Genomic DNA, 18,359 nt, shown 5'->3' with positions numbered 1-18,359 from the left:
CGCCGCTCAGGCGGCCAGTCCCGTTTGCGCCGGCTGCCACCCGTGCGCCCCGTGCGCCAGCAGTTCGCGGGCGGCGGCCGCGACACGGCGCGGCGACACTTGCGCCAGGCAGGCGTGGTGGCCCTGCGGACACACGCTGCGATAGCAGTATTTGCACGGCACGTCGTGGTACAGCACCCTGCTGGGTACCTGCCAGGGCGTGTGCTGGGGATTGGTCAGCGCGTACAGGTCGACCACCGGCACGCCGAGCGCCGCCGCGATATGCGCGGGGCCGCTGTTGTTGCATACCAGCACCGCGGCGCTTTCGATAGCGGCGGCCAGCTCGCCCAGTGACAATGCGCCGCACAGGTCGAGCAGACCCGGCACCGACTGCCGCAACGCGGCTAGTTGCCCGCCCAGGCCGCGCTCGGCGGCCGTGCCCAGCAGGACGATGCGGCGGCCCTCGTGGCGCAAGGCCGCGACGGCCTGCGCATACTGGGCGGCCGGATAGCGCCGCGAGGCCGCGCTGGCGCCGCTGTGCACCGCGATCCACCCGCCGGGTTCGGTGACGCCCGCCGCATGCAGGCGTTGCCGCAAAGCGGCGCGGTCGGCCTGCCGCACCCGCCATGCCAGGCGCGTGTCGGCCGCCACGGCGCCCACCGACGCCACCAGGTCGAGCTGCCTCTGGACCTCGTGCCGCACGCCCTGTTCGGGCTCGTGCTCGCGCACCCAGTCGGTCAGCAGGCGATACGGATTCTCGCGGCTGTGCGCCAGCACCCGGGGAATGCCCGCCAGATGGCACAACAAGGCGGCCGGCAAGGCGCTCTGGCTGTACACCGTGAAAATGACGGCCGCGTCAAAGCGCTGTTCCCGCAGGCGCTGGATCATGCGGATATCGTGCTGATTGCCGGCGGCATCGTTCTTTACCCAGGCGGCGTCGTAGCACAGCACCTCATCCGCGTCGGGCAGGAACGGCGCGGCCGCCGCGCCGGCCGAGCTGGCCAGCAGCGTCAGGCGGGGCCGTGCGGGCAGCGTCTTGAGCGCCCGCATGGCGGGTGTGCTCATCACTACATCGCCCAGGTTATCCAGACGGATGCACAGGATGCGGCGGGCCTCGGCCCAGGATGACTGCGCGTCGTTCATGCCGCCTCCCGCCCTGCTTCAGCCACGGCGCGCGCTACGTGGCGGGCCGCCTGTTCCAGGTCCGGCATGGTGACCGTGGGCGTGCGGCAAGGTCCCGACCGCCACTCGGTCTCGTTGCCCACATCCAGCAGCACGGTGCGGCAACCGGCGCGGTTGCCTGCCTCGACATCGTCCAGAATGTCGCCGATGAACCATGAGCGCCCCAGGTCGACGCGGTGCTCGCGGGCCGCCTGCAACAGCAGGCCCGGCTGCGGCTTGCGGCACGCGCAGACGCGGCTATAGGCCGCCACGGTGCCGCGCGGGTCGTGCGGGCACCAGTAAAAGCCCGCCAGGCGGGCGCCCGCCGCGGCGAACATCGCGGCCAGGCGCGTGTGCACCCGCGCCAGCGCTTGCGGCGCGAAACGGCCCCGCGCCACGCCGGGCTGGTTGCTGATCACGATCAGCGGCGCGCCGCTGGCAGCCAGCACGCGCAGCCCGGCGCGCGCGCCCGCCGCGTAGGCCATGCGCGCGGGCTCGACGTTGTAGGGCTCGTCGGCCAGCACAGTGCCGTCCTTATCCAGGAACACCGCCGGGATCAGGGCCATGAGGTTTCCTTCATGGGAAGCACCATCACCTCGGGCACCACAGTCTCGTCGGGTTGCGTCAGCACGAAACGCACCGCGCGCGCGACGTTTTCCGGGTCCTGCAGGCAGGTGGTGTCGATATCGGGAAAGCGGTCCAGCAAGAATGGAGTACGCATGCCGCCGGCGATCACCGCGCTGACTTTCAGGCCCATGCCGCGCAGTTCTGCATGCAGCGCGTGCGACAGGCCCAGCAGGCCCCACTTCGAGGCATGGTAGGCGCTGGCGTTGGGCCAGGCCCGGCGCGCGGCGGTCGAGGCGATGTTGACGATGTGCCCGTGCGGCGTCAGCCGGTTCCTGGCCAGCTTGGCCACCAGGAAGGGGCCTGTCAGGTTGGTGCGCAGCACGCGCTCCCACGCGGCCACGTCAAGTTCGTCGATGGAGGCGGTGACATCGATGCCGGCATTGTTCACTACCGCGTCCAGCTTGCCATAGCGCTGCATGGCCAGGTCCAGCGCCGCGGCGACCTGCTCCGGGTCGCCCACGTCCATCACGGTGGCGCAGGCCGCGGCGCCGCGCTCGGAGAGGCGGCGCGCGCAGTCATGGGCGCGGGTTTCGTCCAGGTCCGCGACCACGACACTGGCGCCTTCCGCGGCCAGCATGTCGCAGATTGCGGCGCCCAGCCCGCTGCCCCCGCCTGTGACCAGGACGACGCGTCCCGCCAGGGTTTCGTTTTCCCTCATGGTGATCTCTCTGTGTTGCCGTGCATGAAGACGGGCAGCGCGCAGCGCGCCGCCCGGACAGGATCGGACGCGCGCCCTACCAGTACGGAGGCTGGTCGTAGTAGTCGTAAAGTTCCTGGGCCCACTGCTTTTCGCCCATGCTGGGCCAGTGGTCCTTGTCGAACCCCTCGGCGTTTTTCAGGCGGTCCTTGGCGACATCCAGCACAAAGCACTTGCGGTCGGTGTCCAGCACCAGCGCGCTCCAGGGAATGGCATACAGCTTGTCGCCCACGCCCAACACGCCGCCGTGCGACAGCACGGCATACGCAACGCGCCCATGCGGCACGTCCAGCATGATGTCCTGGATAGAGCCCAGCTTTTCATTGGCCGGGTTGTAGACGTCGTTGCCGATCAGCGTGTCGGCCGCCATGATTTCGGGGCCGGGGCCGTCCGCGGTGGCCTTGCCTTTGCCAATGATGCGGGTCTGGCCGCCCGCGGCGGCCTGGCTGGTAGTGTCATGGTTCATGATCGATCTCCGTTGAAAATGGATTGCCGCATGGCTCATTCCATCCGCGTCATGCCCGGGTGGACGATGCCTCCCACGCGGATATGGTTCTGAATGTCGTTCACGCCGAGACAGTCGTCGGCGCAATCCTCGATGGCATGCTTGGTGGCGCGGTTGGGCACCGTGCCTTCCAGGGTGACCGTGCCGTCGCTGACCTCCACCGACACGTCGCGGACGTCCAGGCCGCTGTGGCTCAGGCGCTCGCACAGGTCTTCGCGCACGCGCTCGTCGGAACGCACATAGCCCTTCGGGGTGATGCGCTGCGACCTCGCGAGGGCCGGGTCCTGCCAGCCGTAGCGTTGCGCGGCGGCGTCGCTGCGCCACCCCTCGGAAGCGGCCGCATCCCGGGTGCCGGGATACCGGCCTCCCTGCTCGTATTGCGGGCCGTGGCCGTTAGGGTTGCCCCCGCCCGCGGGTTCGGCGGGCCGCTCGCCGTAGCGCCGCCCGTAGGCCGGCTCTTCGCCGCCCCAGCGGCCGCTCTGCCGGGTGTGGTGCTCACGCGGAAAGCGTTCGCCCTCGTCCTGCTCGTCGCCCCACCCGGCCGGCCGGGGGTCAGAGTCCTGGCCAGGATCCTGGCCATAATGGCGCGGCGGGGGCCGATTTGAATAAGGCATGGCTGTCTCCTGCAGATACCGCGGCAGGCGCCGGAGAATCCGGGTTGCCGCTCGGCGTAGACTGAGCAAGCGGTGTGCCACGGCCAGCCGGCCAGGGGGCCGCGCAGCGCGCCGGCACTTCTTACACCCTCCAGTAAGAAAATCGAGCGGACTAGGAAGCCGCGCCGCGGCGCGTGTCGGGGCGCAGCATGGCGGACACGGTGGCAAGCAGCTCGCGCGGGTCGACCGGCTTGGCCACGTGGATCTGGAAGCCGGCCAGCAACGCGCGCAGGCGGTCTTCAGGCCCGGTGTGCCCCGACAGCGCCACGGCCGGCATGCGCTCGCCCAGCGGCGCGCCGCGTTCGGCCTCCAGCGCGCGGATGCGGCCGATGAGTTCGTACCCTTCCATATCGCCCAGCGAGATATCGCACACCAGCAGATCGGGCCAGGAGGCCTGCCGCAAGGCGGCCAGCACGTCCGCGCCGCTGGCGCAGGTGTGCACGGCCGCGCCCCGGTCGGCCAGCACCTCGGCCACCAGGCCGCGCGCGTCTTCCTGGTCGTCGGCCACCATGATCGCCACGCCGGACAGGTCGATGCCACTGGTCTCGGTGGCCGACGCGGGCAGCGCATCTACGGCGCGCAACGGAAACTCCAGGGTGTAAGCCATGCCGCCCGCCGCCGCGTCGCTGGCGCGCAATACGCCGCCCAGCCGCTCGGCTTCCGCCTGCACGCGGGCGGGATCCAGGGCGGCCATGCTGCGCAGGACGTCCGGCTCGTCGGCGGCCGGCTGCTGCGCCGCTGCCTGTCCGGGCGAAGGCCGGCCATCGGCGATGGTCAGGCGCGTCAATGGCCCGTCGCGAGCCAGCCGCAGCTCGATGCGGCCGCCCGGCGGCGTGACCGCGACCGCGTGCGCATAGAGATTCCAGATCAGCTGTTGCAACGCGCTCGGGTCGCCGGTAATGCGGGCCGCTTCGCTGGCGATCTGTGTGTACAAATTCACGCCCTTGGCGTCCAGCAGCGGGCGCGCGCCATCCAGCACGCCCGCCACCAGCGCCACCAGATTGACCGGTTGGCGGCTCAGGCGCGTGGCCTCGGCCTCCAGGGCGTTTTGCTGGCGTTGCAGGTTCCACATCTGGGCATAGATGCCCTGCCGCGCCAGCAGCTCGTCGTGCGTGCCCTGCTCTCTGACGCGCCCGTGCTCCATGACCAGGATGAGGTCGGCGTCCACGATGGTCGACAGGCGGTGGGCAATAACCAGCGTGGTGCGGCCGCGCGAGATGCGTGTCAGTTCCGCCTGGATGGCCCGCTCGGTGCGGGTGTCCAGGGCAGACGTGGCTTCGTCGAACACCATGATGGGCGGATTTTTCAGCAGGGCCCGGGCAATGGCGATGCGCTGCCGCTCGCCGCCCGACAGCTTGACTCCGCGCTCGCCCACCCGTGTATCGTAGCCCGCGGGCAGGCTGGCGATGAACTCGTCCACACGGGCGCCGCGCGCCGCCTCGACTACCGCTTCGCGCGGCGTGGCGGGGTCGCTGTAGGCGATGTTGTAGGCGATAGTTTCGTCGAACAGCAGCGTATCCTGCGGCACGATGCCCAGCACGCGGCGCAGGCTCTTCTGGTCGACGTGACGCAAGTCCTGCCCATCGATGAGCACGCGCCCGGCGTCCGGGTCGTAGAAGCGGAACAGCAGCCGCGCCAGCGTCGACTTGCCCGAACCGCTGCCGCCCACCACGGCCACCGTGGCCCCGGACGGCACGGTGAAATCCACGTCCCATAGAATCTGCCGTCCCGGCTCGTAGCCAAAGCTGACCTTCTCGAAACGCACTTCCCCGTGGTCCACGCGCAGCGCCGCAAACGTGCCTTCGTCGCCAACTTCCGGTTGGATCTGCAGCAGCGCGCCCACGCGCTCGGCGTTGATCAATGCCTCCTTGGCCTGGCGGAAGATCAGGCCCAGGGTGTTCAGCGGCAGGCATATCTGGATAATGTACGCGTTGACCAGCACCAGGTCGCCCACGCTCATGTCAAAGTCCACCACCTGCTTGCCCGCCAGCAGCATTACCGCGGCCACCCCGAACGCGATGATGGCGCTTTGCGTAATATGCAGCACCGACAGCGAGCGCTGGTTGACGATGCCTACCCCTACCCATTCTTTCAGCACAGTGCTCAGGCGCCGCGATTCCAGATCTTCATTGGCGTACAGCTTGACCGCCTCGTAGTTGAGCAGGCTGTCCACCATACGGCCGCTGGCCAGGGAATCGAGATCGTTGATCTGCCGCTGGAACGGCGCCCGCCTTTCGGTGAGCACGGTGGTCAGGATGGCATATGCCGTGAAAGTTACGGCCACTATGGCGGCAAACCAGATGCTGTAGCCGGCGACCAGGATGACGAGCACCGACACAATCTCGACCAGCGTGGGCAGCAGGGTGAACAGCGCCGTGCCCAACAGGAACCCCACCCCCGCCGTGCCCCGCTCCACATCGCGCGCCAGCACGCCGGTCTGGCGCGAATCATGAAAGCGCGCGCCGAGCCTTTGCAAATGCTCGAACATGCGCACCTTGAAATCGGCCACCGCGGCCTGCGTGACGCGCACGAAGACCACGTCGCGCAACTCGGTGAACAGGCTGCCGGCGAAACGCAACAAGGCATAGGCCAGCAACAGGAATACCGGCAGGGTCAGCAGCGTGGCGGGCTCGCTCAAGGCATCGACGATGCGCTTGAGCACCGCTGGCACCGCCACCATCAGCAACTTGGCGACAACCAGCAACGCCACCGCGGCGGCCGTGCGCCGGCGGTGCTTCCACAACGCCATGAGTATGCTGCGGTTCACCTCCTGGCGCGCGCGGGCGGCGCTGCTGGTTTCAGGCATGGGAGGGCAAGGGGCGAAGGCGCTGCCGCGCCCTCGCCCGGCTCAGGTTGGAATGCGGCCGGTCGATGCCGCCATCAGCGGCGCCAGTGCCCGGACCCCAGGCACGCGCCGATGGCCACGCCCAGAATGATCGCCAGCCCGGCGGTCTTCCAGGCATGGTCGTGCACGTACTCGTCGGTGGCCGCCGAGGCATGCCGGTAGCGCCCCACGGCCGAGCGCTCCCACTCATGGGCCTGCTCGCGCGCCATGTCCAGCTGGCGCTTCAGGCGGTCGCGGGTCGACTCGATATCCGCGCCGCTATACGAGGCCGTCGAGCGCAGCAAGTCTTCGACGCCGGCGACCAGTTCACGCAGGCCGCCCTTCATGCGTTCGCCCGATTCCTGGTTGCGGTGGGTAAGCAGGTTCATGAATCACTCCTTGTATCAACTGCCGGCCCGCGCCGGCGCATGTGAGCGGGCCTCCACGCAAATGCCGTGCCGGGGGGCCGGCCCGCGAGGATCAATCGGCCTGGCGGCCGCGGGCCTTGGCGATGGCCTTGAACGCATGCGCGATGGCGCCGGCGAATGCCTCGTCGTACCAGGGATTCGCGCCGCTCACGCCAACCACGATGCCCTCGACGCACACGCTGCCCCATACCGTGCCGTCGGCCGGGCGCAGCAAATGCGGCCGCGTCTCGCAGACCACATGGCTATCCAGGCCCGTGCGCCAGGATATGGCCGCCTTGCCGCGCGCATAGGCGGCGTAGTCGGCATCCCAGGCCGAACGGTCTCCCACGCTTTCTTCGTAAAGAATCGCTTCTTCGAAGTCTTGCGTCGCGGGGCTGGCGGCGGGGTCCATGACCACGATGTGCAGGAAACCGCTTTCGCCGACGCGCCGGTCGGCCATCGCAGCGGCGATCATCGGCATGACCATGGCCACGGCCCGGGCCGCGGCATCCCGCCCGGCAAAGGCAGCCCCGCCTTGCTGTGCGTCGCCGCGCATCAGAGTTCGCGCGTCGCGCGGCGCCAGGCCGCCTCGAACGCGTCGTCCTGCCAACGGTCGATGCCCGGGGTTTGCTGGGGGTCCAGGCCGGGCATGGGGTTGGGAATGCTGTCGGGCGGGTACGGCTTGCGCGGCGTGTCTTCGGGGGTATCGTCCGGGCGGACGGGCGGATCCTGAACGGGCTCCTTGGGCGGATACGTCTGGGCGCGGCCGGGTGCCGCGTCGAATTCACGAGTGTGCATCATGCTGTACTCCTTTTATGGCAATGCAATAGGGACGCCGGGGGGCCCGTCAGCCGGCCCACCACTGCTTGATCGTGGCGCGCAGGGCCGCGCCGCCGGACGCATCTTCCTGGCGCAGCGCCTTCACATAGTTCTGCACCTGCTTGAGCGGCACGTGGGGCGGTATGGGCGGCACTTCCGGATCGGTGACCATCTCGATCAAGACCGGCCGGCCCGCCGCGATGGCGCGGTCCCAGGCCGGCCCGACCTGGTCGGGGTCGTCGACCCGGATTCCCTCCAGGCCCAGCAATTCCGCGTATTCGGCATAGGGAAATGGCGGCAGCAGCTGGGAATCCTTGAAGCGCGGATCACCGCCCATTACGCGCTGCTCCCAGGTCACCATGTTGAGGTCGCCATTGTTCAGCACCATTACCACCAGCGTGGGGTCGGCCCAATCGCGCCATCGATGCGCCACGGTGATCAATTCGTTCATGCCGTTCATCTGCAACGCGCCGTCGCCCACCAACGCGAATACCGGGCGGTCGGGATGGGCCAGCTTGGCCGCCAGGGCGTACGGCACGCCGCTGCCCATGCTGGCCAATCCGCCCGACAGCGACGCCGTCATGCCTTTGCGCAGGCGCAGCTGCTGCGCATACCAACTGGCGGCCGAGCCCGAATCGCAGGTAATGATGCTGCGGTCCGGCAGCCGCGGCGACAGCTCCCAGAACGGGCGCTGCGGATTCAGCGGACGGGCGGCCACCATGGCCCGCGCCTCGACGGTCTGCCACCACTGCGCCACATCTTTCTCGATTTTGTCGCGCCAGCGGCGCGACTGCTTGGGCTGCAGCAAGGGAGCCAGCGCCCGCAGCGTGGCCTTGCTGTCTCCAACCAGGCCCTGCTCCACCGGGTAGCGCAGGCTGATCATGCGGCCATCGCGGTCGATCTGCACCGCGCGCGCCTGGCCTTCGGGCGGCAGGAATTCTCCGTAGGGAAATGCCGTACCCACCATGAGCAGCGTGTCGCAGTCGTTCATCATGCGCCAGCTGGGCTGGGTGCCCAGCAGCCCGATCGAGCCCGTGACATATGGCACGTCATCGGGCACGACGCATTTACCCAGCAGCGCCTTGGCCACGCCCGCCCCCAGCAGTTCGGCCACCTGCAGCAACTCTTCGCCGGCATCGCGCGCGCCAGCGCCTGCCAGAATCGCCACGCGCTCGCCCTTGTTCAGGATATCGGCGGCGTTCTGCAGCGCCGTGGGCGCCGGCACGCCGGCGTGTGAAGTGACGCCGATGCCTGTATGGACCGTGCCGTGCTCGCGCGGCGGAGCCGGCACCGCCGGCAGATCCTGCACATCGTTGGGCAGAATCAGGCAGGTAACGGCGCGCCGCTCCATGGCGATGCGGATGGCACGGTCGACCAGGTGCCGAACCTGCACCGGGCTGACGGCCGAATGCACGAAATCGTGGGCGACGTCCTTGAACAGGCTGACCAGGTCGACCTCCTGCTGGTAGTCGCCGCCCAGCGCCGAGCGCGCCTGCTGGCCCACGATCGCCACCACGGGCTGATGGTCGAGTTTGGCGTCGTACAAGCCGTTGAGCAGATGAATGGCGCCCGGGCCTGAAGTCGCCATGCATACGCCTACCTGTCCGGTGAACTTGGCGTGCGCGCACGCCATGAACGCGGCCATTTCTTCATGGCGCGCCTGCACGAATTCCAGGGGTTCGCGAGTGCGCCCGAAGGCGCCGATCAGCCCATTGATACCGTCGCCCGGATAGCCGTAGACGCGTTGAATGCCCCATTGCGCCAGGCGCGACAAGACAAAATCCGACACCGTTTGCATGCCTGCTCCCATAGCGGGTTTCCATGGGGGCGGAAGGCAGCAAGCACCGTGCCTGTCAGCGGTTCACTACAGGTTGCGAGCCAGGGTGCTAGCCAGGATGCGCAGGAAAGCCGCCCCGGGGGGCGGCGGCGCGGCCGCCGGGTCAGGCGCCGCGTTGACGGCCGGGCTCCCCGCCCGGCGCGTCGTCTTCATCCATGACCAGGTGGCCGGCCCGCGTATATTCTTCGAGCCGGTTGTACAAGGTCTTGGCGCTGATGCCCAATACCGCGGCGGTCTGCTTCTTGACCCCGCCGCAGCGTTCGAGCGTGGCCATGATCAGGCGGCGGTCGGCCTCGGCCAGTGTCACGCCCAACGGCACGACCACCCGCGCCGCCTGCCCCCCGCCGTCCGGCGCGATCTGCGGCTGCAAGGCATCCGCGCCCAGGATGCCATCCTCAGCCATGATGTAGGCGCGGCGCACATAGTTCTTCAGTTCACGGACATTGCCCGGCCATGCGTACTCGCCAATAGCCTGGCGCGCCTGCTCGGAAAACCGCCTGGATTCGCCGTATTTATCGTTAAGCGCCTGCAGGAAGCGGTCGGCCAGAAACAGGATATCGGTACCGCGCTCGCGCAGCGGCGGCAACTCGATGGGGAACACGCTCAGCCGGTAATACAGGTCTTCCCGCAGCTTTCCTTCTTGTATGGCCTGCTCGGGACTGCGGTTGGTGGCCGCCACGATGCGGACGTCGCACGCCACTTCACGGTGCGTGCCCACCCGCATGAAACGGCCCGTTTCCAGCACCCGCAACAACTTCACTTGCAGGTCCAGCGGCATCTCGGTGACTTCGTCCAGGAACAGCGTACCGGAATCGGCGCGTTCGAAATACCCTTTGTGCTGCCGGTCGGCGCCGGTAAAACTGCCGCGCTCGTGGCCGAACAACTCGCTTTCGATCAGGTGCGGCGAGATCGCGCCGCAGTTGACCGCGATGAACGGCTTGCTGGCGCGGCTGCTGAGCTCATGGATAGCGTGCGCGGCCAATTCCTTGCCGGTGCCGCTTTCGCCGATCAGCAAGGTCGTGGCGTCGGTGGCGGCCACGCGCGACAACTGCGCGTACAACTGTTCCATCGACTCGGACTGGCCCAGCAACTTGCCAAACCGCCCGGGCTCCTGGAACGGCCCGTCGTTGGCGGCGCCGCCGCGGTCGGCCGCCACGCGGGTCAGGATCTCTGCCAGCCGATCCATGCACACCGGTTTAACCAGGTAGTCGGTGGCGCCCAGGCGCAGGGCCTCGACGGCGTTGTCCATGGTGCCATGGCCGGTAATCACCACCACTTCGGCGTCCGAATTCTGCATGCGGCCGAAAATTTCCATGCCGCTGGCGCCGGGCAGGCGCACGTCGGTCAGGACCAGGTCGGGTTGCTGGCGTTGCAGCTGGATCATCGCGTCTTTCATGGTGGCGGCCTGGGCCACCGAAAAACCGTGCTCGCGGGCAATTTCGGCCAGGACTTCGCGCACCGCTTCGTCATCGTCCAGAACGAGCATGTGAGGCATTGCTACTCCGTTACAAAATCAGACAACGGCAGAACGCCGCAAGGGTTTCTTCTTTGCTTGAGCATACCGCGCAGCGGCGCGCGCGCGGCCGGTTTCCCGTCCCTCCACCACCAACGTTTGCCAATGTTTGCACATGGTTGCATATCGGGATAATGGCTGCCGTATCATCGCCAGCACACGACATTTCGATCGGTGCGGGGCATGTCAGCTTCCGCTTTGCTTCGGGGAGAATCATGCAGGGCACTACGCCGGGCCCAGCCAGGCAGTCAGTACGCACGCCGATACAAATTGAAGAAGCCTTTGCCGGGATGTGCCCGCTGATGCGAGAGTTCGGCTCGCAAGTGGCTCGAGCCGCCCGCAGCGACGCCACCGTATTTATTACGGGCGAAAGCGGCACCGGCAAGGAAATGATCGCACGCGCCATTCATGAGGGCAGCGAGCGCAGCAAGCACCCATTCATTCCTGTTAATTGCGGAGCCTTCAGCCATTCGCTGGCGCACGCCCAGCTGTTCGGCCATGAAAAAGGCAGCTTTACCGGGGCGCTGGGGCAGACCGCGGGTTACTTCGAGTCGGCCGGCAACGGCACGCTGTTCCTGGACGAAGTCACCGAAATGTCGGACGCGCTGCAAGTACAGTTTCTGCGGGTGCTGGAAAGCGGCACGTACCAGCGCGTGGGCGGCACCGAAGTGCTGCATACTGGCGCCCGCATCGTCTGCGCCACCAACCGGGACCCCTACGCCGCCGTCGAAAGCGGCAAACTGCGCCAGGATTTCCTGCACCGCTTGCTGATCGTGCCGCTGCGCGTGCCGCCCCTGCGGGAGCGGGAAGGCGACGTGCGCATTCTCGCGCAACGCTTCCTGGACGAATTGAACGCCGCCCACAAGACCAGCAAGCGTTTCTCGGCCCGCATGATGGATGCACTGCTGTCGTACGACTGGCCCGGCAATGTGCGCGAACTGCGCAATGCCGTGCAGCGCGCGTTCATCATGGCCGACACGGTAGTGGAAGCAGAATTCCGGCGCCGGCCCCGCGCGGCCGAGGCGCGCGACAGTACCGACGGGGCCCTGTGCTTTCCCGTAGGCACGCCGCTGAGCCAGGCGCAGCGCGACGTCATCCTGGCCACGCTGGCGCACCACAATGGCGACAAGCAGCGCACCGCCGATACCCTGGGCGTCAGCCTGAAAACCCTGTACAACCGGCTTGGCGCCTACAACGCCGACACGCCCACCTCTACGCGCCAGGGCTGACCGGGCAGCCGGGCCGCGGGCACGCGCCTTGCGGCGATGGCGGCCTCGTTCATAGGCCGGAGGTGCGGCGTGCACTGGATCACAAGCCACGAATTGGCGGGCAGCCCGCTGTGGGCCTGGCTGCTTACCGCGCTGCTCGCGGCGGCGCTGCTGATCGCCGCCCGCCTGTTCCTGGGCCTGGCCAGGACCCGTCTGCAGCAACACCCGCAGGGCTCTGCCCGGGGCGGCCTGGCAGCCGCCCTGGAAATACTGGGCCGCACCAGCTGGCTGGTTCTGTTCCTGATCGCCGTCCTGCTCGCCGCGCGCATCACCGGGGTCATCGCGCCCTGGGCCGTGGCGGCCTCTCATCTATGGTTCGTGCTGGCCGCGCTGCAGGTGGCGCTATGGGCCGACCGCGCCATTGCCGTCGGCCTGGTGCGCGCGCTGGTCAACCGCGCGGGCGGCCGGGCGGTGACCGCGATGCTGCTGGCTCTGCTGCTACGCATTGTGCTGTGGGCCATGACGGTGCTCGCCATGCTGGACAACCTGGGGGTCAACGTCACGGCGTTGGTCGCCAGCCTGGGAATCGGCGGCGTGGCCGTCGCGCTGGCCGTGCAGACCATACTCAGCGATCTGTTCGCTTCGATCGCCATCGGCCTGGACAAGCCGTTCGAGGTGGGGGACTTCATCGTGTTCGGGGCGGTGGCGGGCAGCATCGAGCATATCGGCCTGAAGACGACCCGCATCCGCAGCCTGGGCGGCGAGCAGATCGTCTGCTCCAACACTGAACTGCTCAAGCAGACTATCCAGAATTACAAGCGCATGCAGCAACGACGCATCGTGTTCGGTTTCACCCTGGCGTACCGCACCCCGCCGGATAGCGTGGCGGCCGTGCCCGGCATCGTGCGCCGCCAGATCGAAACCCAGGACGACACGCGCTTCGACCGCGCGCATCTTGCCAGCTTCGGCGAGCACGGCCTGGTATTCGAAGCCGTCTATTACGTCATGCTCGCGGATTACAACCGCTATATGGATATCCAGCAGCGCATCAACCTGGGCCTGCTGCGCGAACTGGGCGCGGCGGATATCGCATTTGCCGTCGCGGAGCAGCACGTGCGCGTGTCGCGCGAGCGGCCGCATGGCGCAACCACGGAAGCTTCCCGCCAGCCTTGAAGGGCCCGCGCGGCCCGGCCTTTGCTCCATGCCCAGGCATGCCGGTTGCACGCCGGCCACCCCAGGTACGCCGCTTGCGTAAGGCCGCCCGGCACCCGTCCCCTGTGCGGGTGGACAGCACGCACGTACTGGAGCAATCATGGCGAGAACAAGCAGCTTGATGGTGACTTCCGAGGCCTTTCCTCTTGCCAAGAGCGGCGGCCTGGGCGATGCAGTAACAGGCCTGGCGCGGGCCCTCAGCCGCGCGGGGGTGGATACCGGCATTCTCATGCCGGCTTACCGCGGCGTTCTGGACCGGGTGGTCGGCATACGCCACATCGCTCACCTGGCTGGCATGCCGGGCGGAGAAGCGACGCTGGTGGGCGCCTTGTGCCCCGAGTCCGGGTTGCCTTTCTACCTGCTGTGCAATCCCGGCCTGTATGACCGCGACGGCCTGTACCTGGATGAACAGGGCCAGCCCTACGCCGACAACGCCGTGCGCTTCGCGGCCCTGGCCCACGCGGCCATGCGCGTGGCGGCCGGTCTGCCCGGCATGCGCCGGCCGGATATTCTGCACGCCCAGGACTGGCACGCCGGCCTGGTCCCCTTGCTGGTGCGCGCGGCGGGCCTGCGTTACGTAAAAACCGTGCTCACCGTGCACAACCTGGCTTTCCAGGGCAGCTTTGAGCTGGAGTGCGCCGGCCAGATCGGCGTGCCGGGCGCTTATTGCACCGATGACGGCGCCCGCCTGCACGGCAGGATCAACTTCATGAAGGCAGGCCTGCGCTACGCCGACCGCATCACCACGGTCAGCCGCAACTATGCGCGCGAAATCATGACCCCCGAATTCGGCTGCGGCCTCGATCCGCTGCTGCGGGCGCGCGCTGCCGACCTGGCGCCCATTCCGAACGGCATCGACGACGCATTGTGGAATCCGGCCAGCGACCCTCACCTGGGCCATCTCTGCTACAGCGCGCGCAACCCGGCCCGCAAGAGCCGCGCGAAGGCCGCCCTGCAGAAGGCCTTCGGTCTGCATCCCGACCAGGGCGCCGCGCTGCTGGCGATGGGCAGTCGCCTGACCAGCCAGAAAATGGCCGACGTGGCCGTCGAAGCCCTGCCCGACGCGCTGCATCGCCACCCCAGCCTGCAAGTCGCGATCATCGGGCGCGGCGAACGCCAGTACGAGATCGAGCTGGAGGCGTTGGCCGCGCGTTATCCGGGGCGTTGCGCCGTGCGCATCGGCTATGACGAAACCACCGCCCATCGCCTGCACGCCGGCGCCGACATGCTGCTGCACGGCAGCCGCTTCGAGCCGTTCGGTCTGACGCCGCTTTACGCCATGCGCTACGGCGCGGTGCCCATCGCCTCGCGCGTGGGAGGCATGGCGGACACCATTGTTGATCCGGGCGAACGCGAGGGCAGCCAGGCCATGCTGGCGGCCACCGGAATCTTGTTCGATGGCGATGGCGCTCCCGACATGGGCCATGCGATCGATCGCGCCCTGAGGCTGTACGCGCAGCCGGCGATCTGGCGCTCAATGCAGCGCAATGGCATGGCGTGCGAGTTCGGCTGGAACACCGCCGCACAGCCCTACCTGGACCTGTTCGAGAACATGGTCGACGCGCCGCGCCGCGGCCGGGTCCCGGCGCCGACGATCCGGCCCGCGCCGCTGCCTGCCTATGCACGCTCCTCGCTGGACGGCATGCCCGCCCCGGCGGCCTACTGAGGCGCGGGCCTACATGGAGAGCAGCCACTACCGCCTCGGCCCACCGCCTCAGCCGCCGGCATCGCCGCCGGAGCCGTTGCGCATCTATTGGGCGCGTAAGGCGGAGATCGACAGCCTGCACGCCGAGTCCGCCGATCCGTGGGACGCACTGTGCCGGCGGGTGCGCGAGTCCGGCTTCAATGTCCTGTTGATCGAGCCGCTGTGGCTGCGTCCTGCCCGCGGCGCCGAGACAGGCGTGCCGCTGGATCCCGATCACCCCGACCCCGCCCTGGACCCGGGCCATTGCATGTCAGCGCTGTTGCGACGCGTGGCGGACAGCGGCGCGCGCCACGGCCTGCCGGTCTACATGGACCTGGTGCTGGACCGCATCGCGACCGACCCTGCCCGGAACGCGCGGTATCCGGACTGGTATCGCGCGCCCGCGGACGACCCGGCCCGCGATCCCCGCATGGCGCTCAGCGCGCGCGGCGTGCGCTATCTGCGCGAAGGCCCGCTGCCGCGGGAGTTCATCCATGCCTGGAGCGAACGCCTGGCGCGCTGGCTGGATGCCGGGTTGTCCGGCTTGCGCTTCGATGCCCCCCAGCGGATCGAAGCGTCCGACTGGCACGCCTTGCTGGCCCCATTGCGTGCAGCCTTTCCCGATCGCCGTTTCCTGGCCTGGACACCGGGGTTGACCCCAGACCAGGTCATGGCCTTGCGCGGGGCGGGATTCGACGGCGTCTTCTCGTCGCTGCCCTGGTGGGATTTCAAGTCGGCCTGGCTGACCGAAGAACATGCCCGCCTGGGCGCCGTCGCGCCGGTCATCGCCATGCCCGCCGAGACGGTGGAAATGAATTCCGGCGCGCAAGCCTTGCGCGGGCTCTGGGCGGCCGTCGTCAGTGGCGACGGCATCATGGCGGCGGGCGGACTGGACGCGCGGCAACGCATGTACGCGCAAGCCAACGCCTGGCTGGGCCGCCAGCGGCCCGCGGGCGCCTTGAGCGCCGTCGGCGGGCGAGACGGCCTGTGCACCGTGCTGGTGCGCCACGACGCTTGGGCAGGCGAACCCGCCGCCGGCGCACGGGTGCTGCTGGCCAACCCTCGCACCGACGCTCCGGCCCGCGTCGACTGGGACCATATCGGCCGCCTGCTGCCCGCCGGCACGCCGTGCCACGAACATGTGCCGCCCGCCGTGCGCCTGCGTGGCGACACGCTCGAGCCCGGCGGCGCGGCAGCCTTCTCCATCGAGCCGGCCCCGCCCGTGCAAATGCCGCCAGTCGGGCGCCGCGCCGGCCCGCGGGCCGGACGCAGCGGGCGCATCGCGGTCGAGAACGTGGCCCCGACGGTCGATGGCGGCGCTTATGCGGCAAAATGCGTGGCGCAGGATCCGCTATGCGTGCAGGCCGACATCTACACCGACGGCCATGAGGCGCTGGCGGCCGAAGTGCTGTGGCGCGCGGCCGACGAAGCCGAATGGCGCGCCGCGCCCATGCGGGCGCTTCCCAACGATCGATGGGAAGCCGTCATCCGCCCGTTTCGCATCGGGCGGCATGAATTCATGGTCAGCGCCTGGCGCGACACCTGGGCAACATTTCGCGGCGACCTCATAAAAAAGCGCGATGCCGGGCAAGACCTGATGGCGGACCTGGCCGACGGCGCCGCGTTGCTGCGCGCCGCGCTGGAGCGCGGCGGCGCATTGCCCGGTGGCAAAGCCGCGGCAGCCTGCGTCGCCACGGCCTTGCAGCAGGCCGGTGCGGCGTCCGGAACCCAGGCGGCCGAGGCGCTGCTGGACGACAAGCTGGCGCAGGCCATGCGCACACTGGCCGACAAGCCCTTTCACTACCTGAGCCCTGCGCCCTATCCCTTGTGGGTCGACCGGCGCGCGGCCTGCTATGCGAGTTGGTATGAGCTCTTTCCCCGCTCGGCGGCGGCCGAACCCGGCAGGCACGGCACCTTCGACGACGTTATCGCCCAACTGCCCCGGGTGCGGGACATGGGTTTCGACGTACTGTATCTCCCGCCCATCCACCCCATCGGCCGCACGCACCGCAAAGGGCCCAACAACAGCCTGCACAGCGAGGAAGGGGACGTAGGCAGCCCCTACGCCATTGGCTCGCCCGAGGGCGGGCACGACGCCATCCATCCCGAGCTGGGCACCCTGTCCGACTTTCTGCGGCTGGTGGAGCGCGCGCGCGAACACGGCCTGGAAATCGCGCTGGATTTCGCCATTCAGTGCTCGCCCGATCACCCCTGGTTGGCGCGACATCCCGACTGGTTCGAGCGGCGCGCCGATGGCACCATCCGGCATGCCGAGAATCCGCCGAAAAAGTACGAAGACATCGTCAACGTATCGTTCTACGCTGCGGGCGGCCGGCGCGCCCGCAAATCGCCACTGTGGCTGGCCTTGCGGGACATTGTGCTGTTCTGGATAGGCCACGGCGTACGCATTTTCAGGGTAGATAACCCGCATACCAAGCCGCTGCCGTTCTGGGAATGGCTCATCGGCGAAGTGCAGAACCGGCACCCGGACGTCGTCTTCCTGTCGGAAGCCTTCACCCGGCCCAAGATGATGTACCGCCTGGCGAAAGCGGGCTTCACGCAGTCGTACACCTACTTCACCTGGCGCAACACCCGGCGCGAGCTGACAGAGTACCTGCAGGAACTGTCGGCGCCGCCGGTGGCCGATTTTTTCCGGCCGAATTTCTTCGTCAATACGCCGGACATCAATCCTTATTTCCTGCAGACCTCGGGGCGCGCCGGCTTCCTGATCCGCGCCGCGCTGGCGGCCACGACTTCGGGCCTGTGGGGTATGTACAGCGGCTTCGAGCTGTGCGAATTCCAGCCGCTGCCAGGCAAAGAGGAATACCTGGATTCCGAGAAGTACCAGTTGCGGCAACGCGATTGGAACGCGCCAGGCAACATCATTGCGCAAATATCCCGGCTCAACGCCATACGCCGCGCCAACCCCGCCCTGCAGACCCATCGCGGCTTCACGGCTATCGACGCCGGCAACGACCAGGTGCTGTGTTTCTGCAAAGCCACGCCGTGCCGCGGCAACGTCGTGCTCGCCGCCATCAGCCTCGATCCGCACCGGCCGCAGCAAGCTCGAATGGAAGCGCCGTTCCGGCTGTTCGACCTGCCCGACGACGGCCGGCTGTGCGCCGACGACCTGCTCGACGGCGGCCGCGAGTACTGGCACGGCAAATGGCGCGACGTCGCGCTGCACCCGGACCGGCCCTATCGCCTGTGGCGCCTGTCGGCCCACGACTAGA

15 protein-coding genes are annotated in these 18,359 nt (G+C 68.4%); 4 read left to right on the top strand and 11 right to left on the bottom strand.

Translation table 11 applies throughout. The features are described from left to right. Positions 1 to 6 precede the first annotated feature (6 nt). From BPET_RS12065 to BPET_RS12015, 11 genes are all read right to left on the bottom strand, one after another. Positions 7 to 1,122, bottom strand: a complete 1,116-nt coding sequence (locus BPET_RS12065; RefSeq protein WP_012249296.1) for a glycosyltransferase family 9 protein — start codon at positions 1,120 to 1,122, stop codon at positions 7 to 9. Next, positions 1,119 to 1,706: a D-glycero-alpha-D-manno-heptose-1,7-bisphosphate 7-phosphatase gene (locus tag BPET_RS12060; protein WP_012249295.1), complete on the bottom strand. Its 588-nt coding sequence runs from the start codon at positions 1,704 to 1,706 to the stop codon at positions 1,119 to 1,121. The genes BPET_RS12065 and BPET_RS12060 overlap by 4 nt, the downstream gene beginning before the upstream one ends. Then, complete coding sequence (locus tag BPET_RS12055) at positions 1,697 to 2,425, bottom strand: SDR family oxidoreductase (protein ID WP_012249294.1); 729 nt, start codon at positions 2,423 to 2,425, stop codon at positions 1,697 to 1,699. The genes BPET_RS12060 and BPET_RS12055 overlap by 10 nt, the downstream gene beginning before the upstream one ends. 76 nt (positions 2,426 to 2,501) lie before the next feature. Beyond that, the gene (locus tag BPET_RS12050; RefSeq protein ID WP_012249293.1) at positions 2,502 to 2,930 is read right to left on the bottom strand and encodes a PRC-barrel domain-containing protein; all 429 of its coding nucleotides are present in this window, start codon (positions 2,928 to 2,930) and stop codon (positions 2,502 to 2,504) included. Positions 2,931 to 2,965: 35 nt separating this feature from the next. Then, on the bottom strand, positions 2,966 to 3,583 hold the full coding sequence (locus BPET_RS12045) for a BON domain-containing protein (protein WP_012249292.1): 618 nt from the start codon (positions 3,581 to 3,583) through the stop codon (positions 2,966 to 2,968). Positions 3,584 to 3,734: 151 nt separating this feature from the next. After that, a complete protein-coding gene (locus BPET_RS12040; RefSeq protein ID WP_012249291.1) occupies positions 3,735 to 6,428 on the bottom strand; it encodes an ATP-binding cassette domain-containing protein in 2,694 nt (897 codons plus the stop codon). 74 nt (positions 6,429 to 6,502) lie between these two features. Then, positions 6,503 to 6,835 carry a DUF883 family protein gene (locus BPET_RS12035; RefSeq protein ID WP_012249290.1) on the bottom strand — a complete coding sequence of 111 codons (333 nt, stop codon included), beginning with the start codon at positions 6,833 to 6,835 and terminating at the stop codon, positions 6,503 to 6,505. Positions 6,836 to 6,926: 91 nt separating this feature from the next. After that, positions 6,927 to 7,409 carry a hypothetical protein gene (locus BPET_RS12030; RefSeq protein ID WP_012249289.1) on the bottom strand — a complete coding sequence of 161 codons (483 nt, stop codon included), beginning with the start codon at positions 7,407 to 7,409 and terminating at the stop codon, positions 6,927 to 6,929. Next, positions 7,409 to 7,654, bottom strand: a complete 246-nt coding sequence (locus BPET_RS12025; RefSeq protein ID WP_012249288.1) for a hypothetical protein — start codon at positions 7,652 to 7,654, stop codon at positions 7,409 to 7,411. Before BPET_RS12025 ends, BPET_RS12030 begins: the two co-directional genes overlap by 1 nt. A 46-nt stretch (positions 7,655 to 7,700) precedes the next feature. Next, positions 7,701 to 9,470 (bottom strand): thiamine pyrophosphate-requiring protein, encoded by a 1,770-nt coding sequence (locus BPET_RS12020; protein ID WP_012249287.1) that lies wholly within the window; start codon positions 9,468 to 9,470, stop codon positions 7,701 to 7,703. Between the two features lie 142 nt (positions 9,471 to 9,612). Continuing rightward, complete coding sequence (locus tag BPET_RS12015) at positions 9,613 to 11,004, bottom strand: sigma-54-dependent transcriptional regulator (RefSeq protein ID WP_012249286.1); 1,392 nt, start codon at positions 11,002 to 11,004, stop codon at positions 9,613 to 9,615. A gap of 320 nt (positions 11,005 to 11,324) precedes the next feature. Here BPET_RS12015 and BPET_RS12010 point away from each other — a divergent pair, with 320 nt between their 5' ends. The 4 genes from BPET_RS12010 to BPET_RS11995 all read left to right on the top strand — a co-directional run bounded on the left by BPET_RS12010 (position 11,325) and on the right by BPET_RS11995 (position 18,358). Next, entirely contained in the window at positions 11,325 to 12,251 is a 927-nt protein-coding gene (locus BPET_RS12010) for a sigma-54 interaction domain-containing protein (RefSeq protein WP_041863875.1), read from the top strand. A 69-nt stretch (positions 12,252 to 12,320) separates the two neighbouring features. Then, positions 12,321 to 13,403 (top strand): mechanosensitive ion channel family protein, encoded by a 1,083-nt coding sequence (locus BPET_RS12005; RefSeq protein ID WP_231852686.1) that lies wholly within the window; start codon positions 12,321 to 12,323, stop codon positions 13,401 to 13,403. Between the two features lie 139 nt (positions 13,404 to 13,542). Continuing rightward, positions 13,543 to 15,108, top strand: a complete 1,566-nt coding sequence (gene glgA, locus BPET_RS12000; protein WP_012249283.1) for a glycogen synthase GlgA — start codon at positions 13,543 to 13,545, stop codon at positions 15,106 to 15,108. 13 nt (positions 15,109 to 15,121) lie between these two features. Continuing rightward, positions 15,122 to 18,358 (top strand): alpha-1,4-glucan--maltose-1-phosphate maltosyltransferase, encoded by a 3,237-nt coding sequence (locus BPET_RS11995; RefSeq protein ID WP_012249282.1) that lies wholly within the window; start codon positions 15,122 to 15,124, stop codon positions 18,356 to 18,358. The last annotated feature ends 1 nt before the right edge of the window (position 18,359 follow it).

This window comes from Bordetella petrii (assembly GCF_000067205.1).
GTDB lineage: Bacteria > Pseudomonadota > Gammaproteobacteria > Burkholderiales > Burkholderiaceae_B > Bordetella_A > Bordetella_A petrii.
Note: the sequence above shows the minus strand (reverse complement) of the source record. Positions and strands in the feature narration are given on the sequence as shown.

Coding starts and splice junctions, on each gene's coding strand:
- BPET_RS12045 (WP_012249292.1), bottom strand. CDS start 3,583: ATGCCTTATTCAAATCGGCCCCCGCCGCGCCATTATGGCCAGGATCCT.
- glgA (WP_012249283.1), top strand. CDS start 13,543: ATGGCGAGAACAAGCAGCTTGATGGTGACTTCCGAGGCCTTTCCTCTT.
- BPET_RS12025 (WP_012249288.1), bottom strand. CDS start 7,654: ATGATGCACACTCGTGAATTCGACGCGGCACCCGGCCGCGCCCAGACG.
- BPET_RS12040 (WP_012249291.1), bottom strand. CDS start 6,428: ATGCCTGAAACCAGCAGCGCCGCCCGCGCGCGCCAGGAGGTGAACCGC.
- BPET_RS11995 (WP_012249282.1), top strand. CDS start 15,122: ATGGAGAGCAGCCACTACCGCCTCGGCCCACCGCCTCAGCCGCCGGCA.
- BPET_RS12060 (WP_012249295.1), bottom strand. CDS start 1,706: ATGGCCCTGATCCCGGCGGTGTTCCTGGATAAGGACGGCACTGTGCTG.
- BPET_RS12020 (WP_012249287.1), bottom strand. CDS start 9,470: ATGCAAACGGTGTCGGATTTTGTCTTGTCGCGCCTGGCGCAATGGGGC.
- BPET_RS12050 (WP_012249293.1), bottom strand. CDS start 2,930: ATGAACCATGACACTACCAGCCAGGCCGCCGCGGGCGGCCAGACCCGC.
- BPET_RS12030 (WP_012249289.1), bottom strand. CDS start 7,409: ATGCGCGGCGACGCACAGCAAGGCGGGGCTGCCTTTGCCGGGCGGGAT.
- BPET_RS12035 (WP_012249290.1), bottom strand. CDS start 6,835: ATGAACCTGCTTACCCACCGCAACCAGGAATCGGGCGAACGCATGAAG.
- BPET_RS12015 (WP_012249286.1), bottom strand. CDS start 11,004: ATGCCTCACATGCTCGTTCTGGACGATGACGAAGCGGTGCGCGAAGTC.
- BPET_RS12010 (WP_041863875.1), top strand. CDS start 11,325: ATGCGAGAGTTCGGCTCGCAAGTGGCTCGAGCCGCCCGCAGCGACGCC.
- BPET_RS12055 (WP_012249294.1), bottom strand. CDS start 2,425: ATGAGGGAAAACGAAACCCTGGCGGGACGCGTCGTCCTGGTCACAGGC.
- BPET_RS12065 (WP_012249296.1), bottom strand. CDS start 1,122: ATGAACGACGCGCAGTCATCCTGGGCCGAGGCCCGCCGCATCCTGTGC.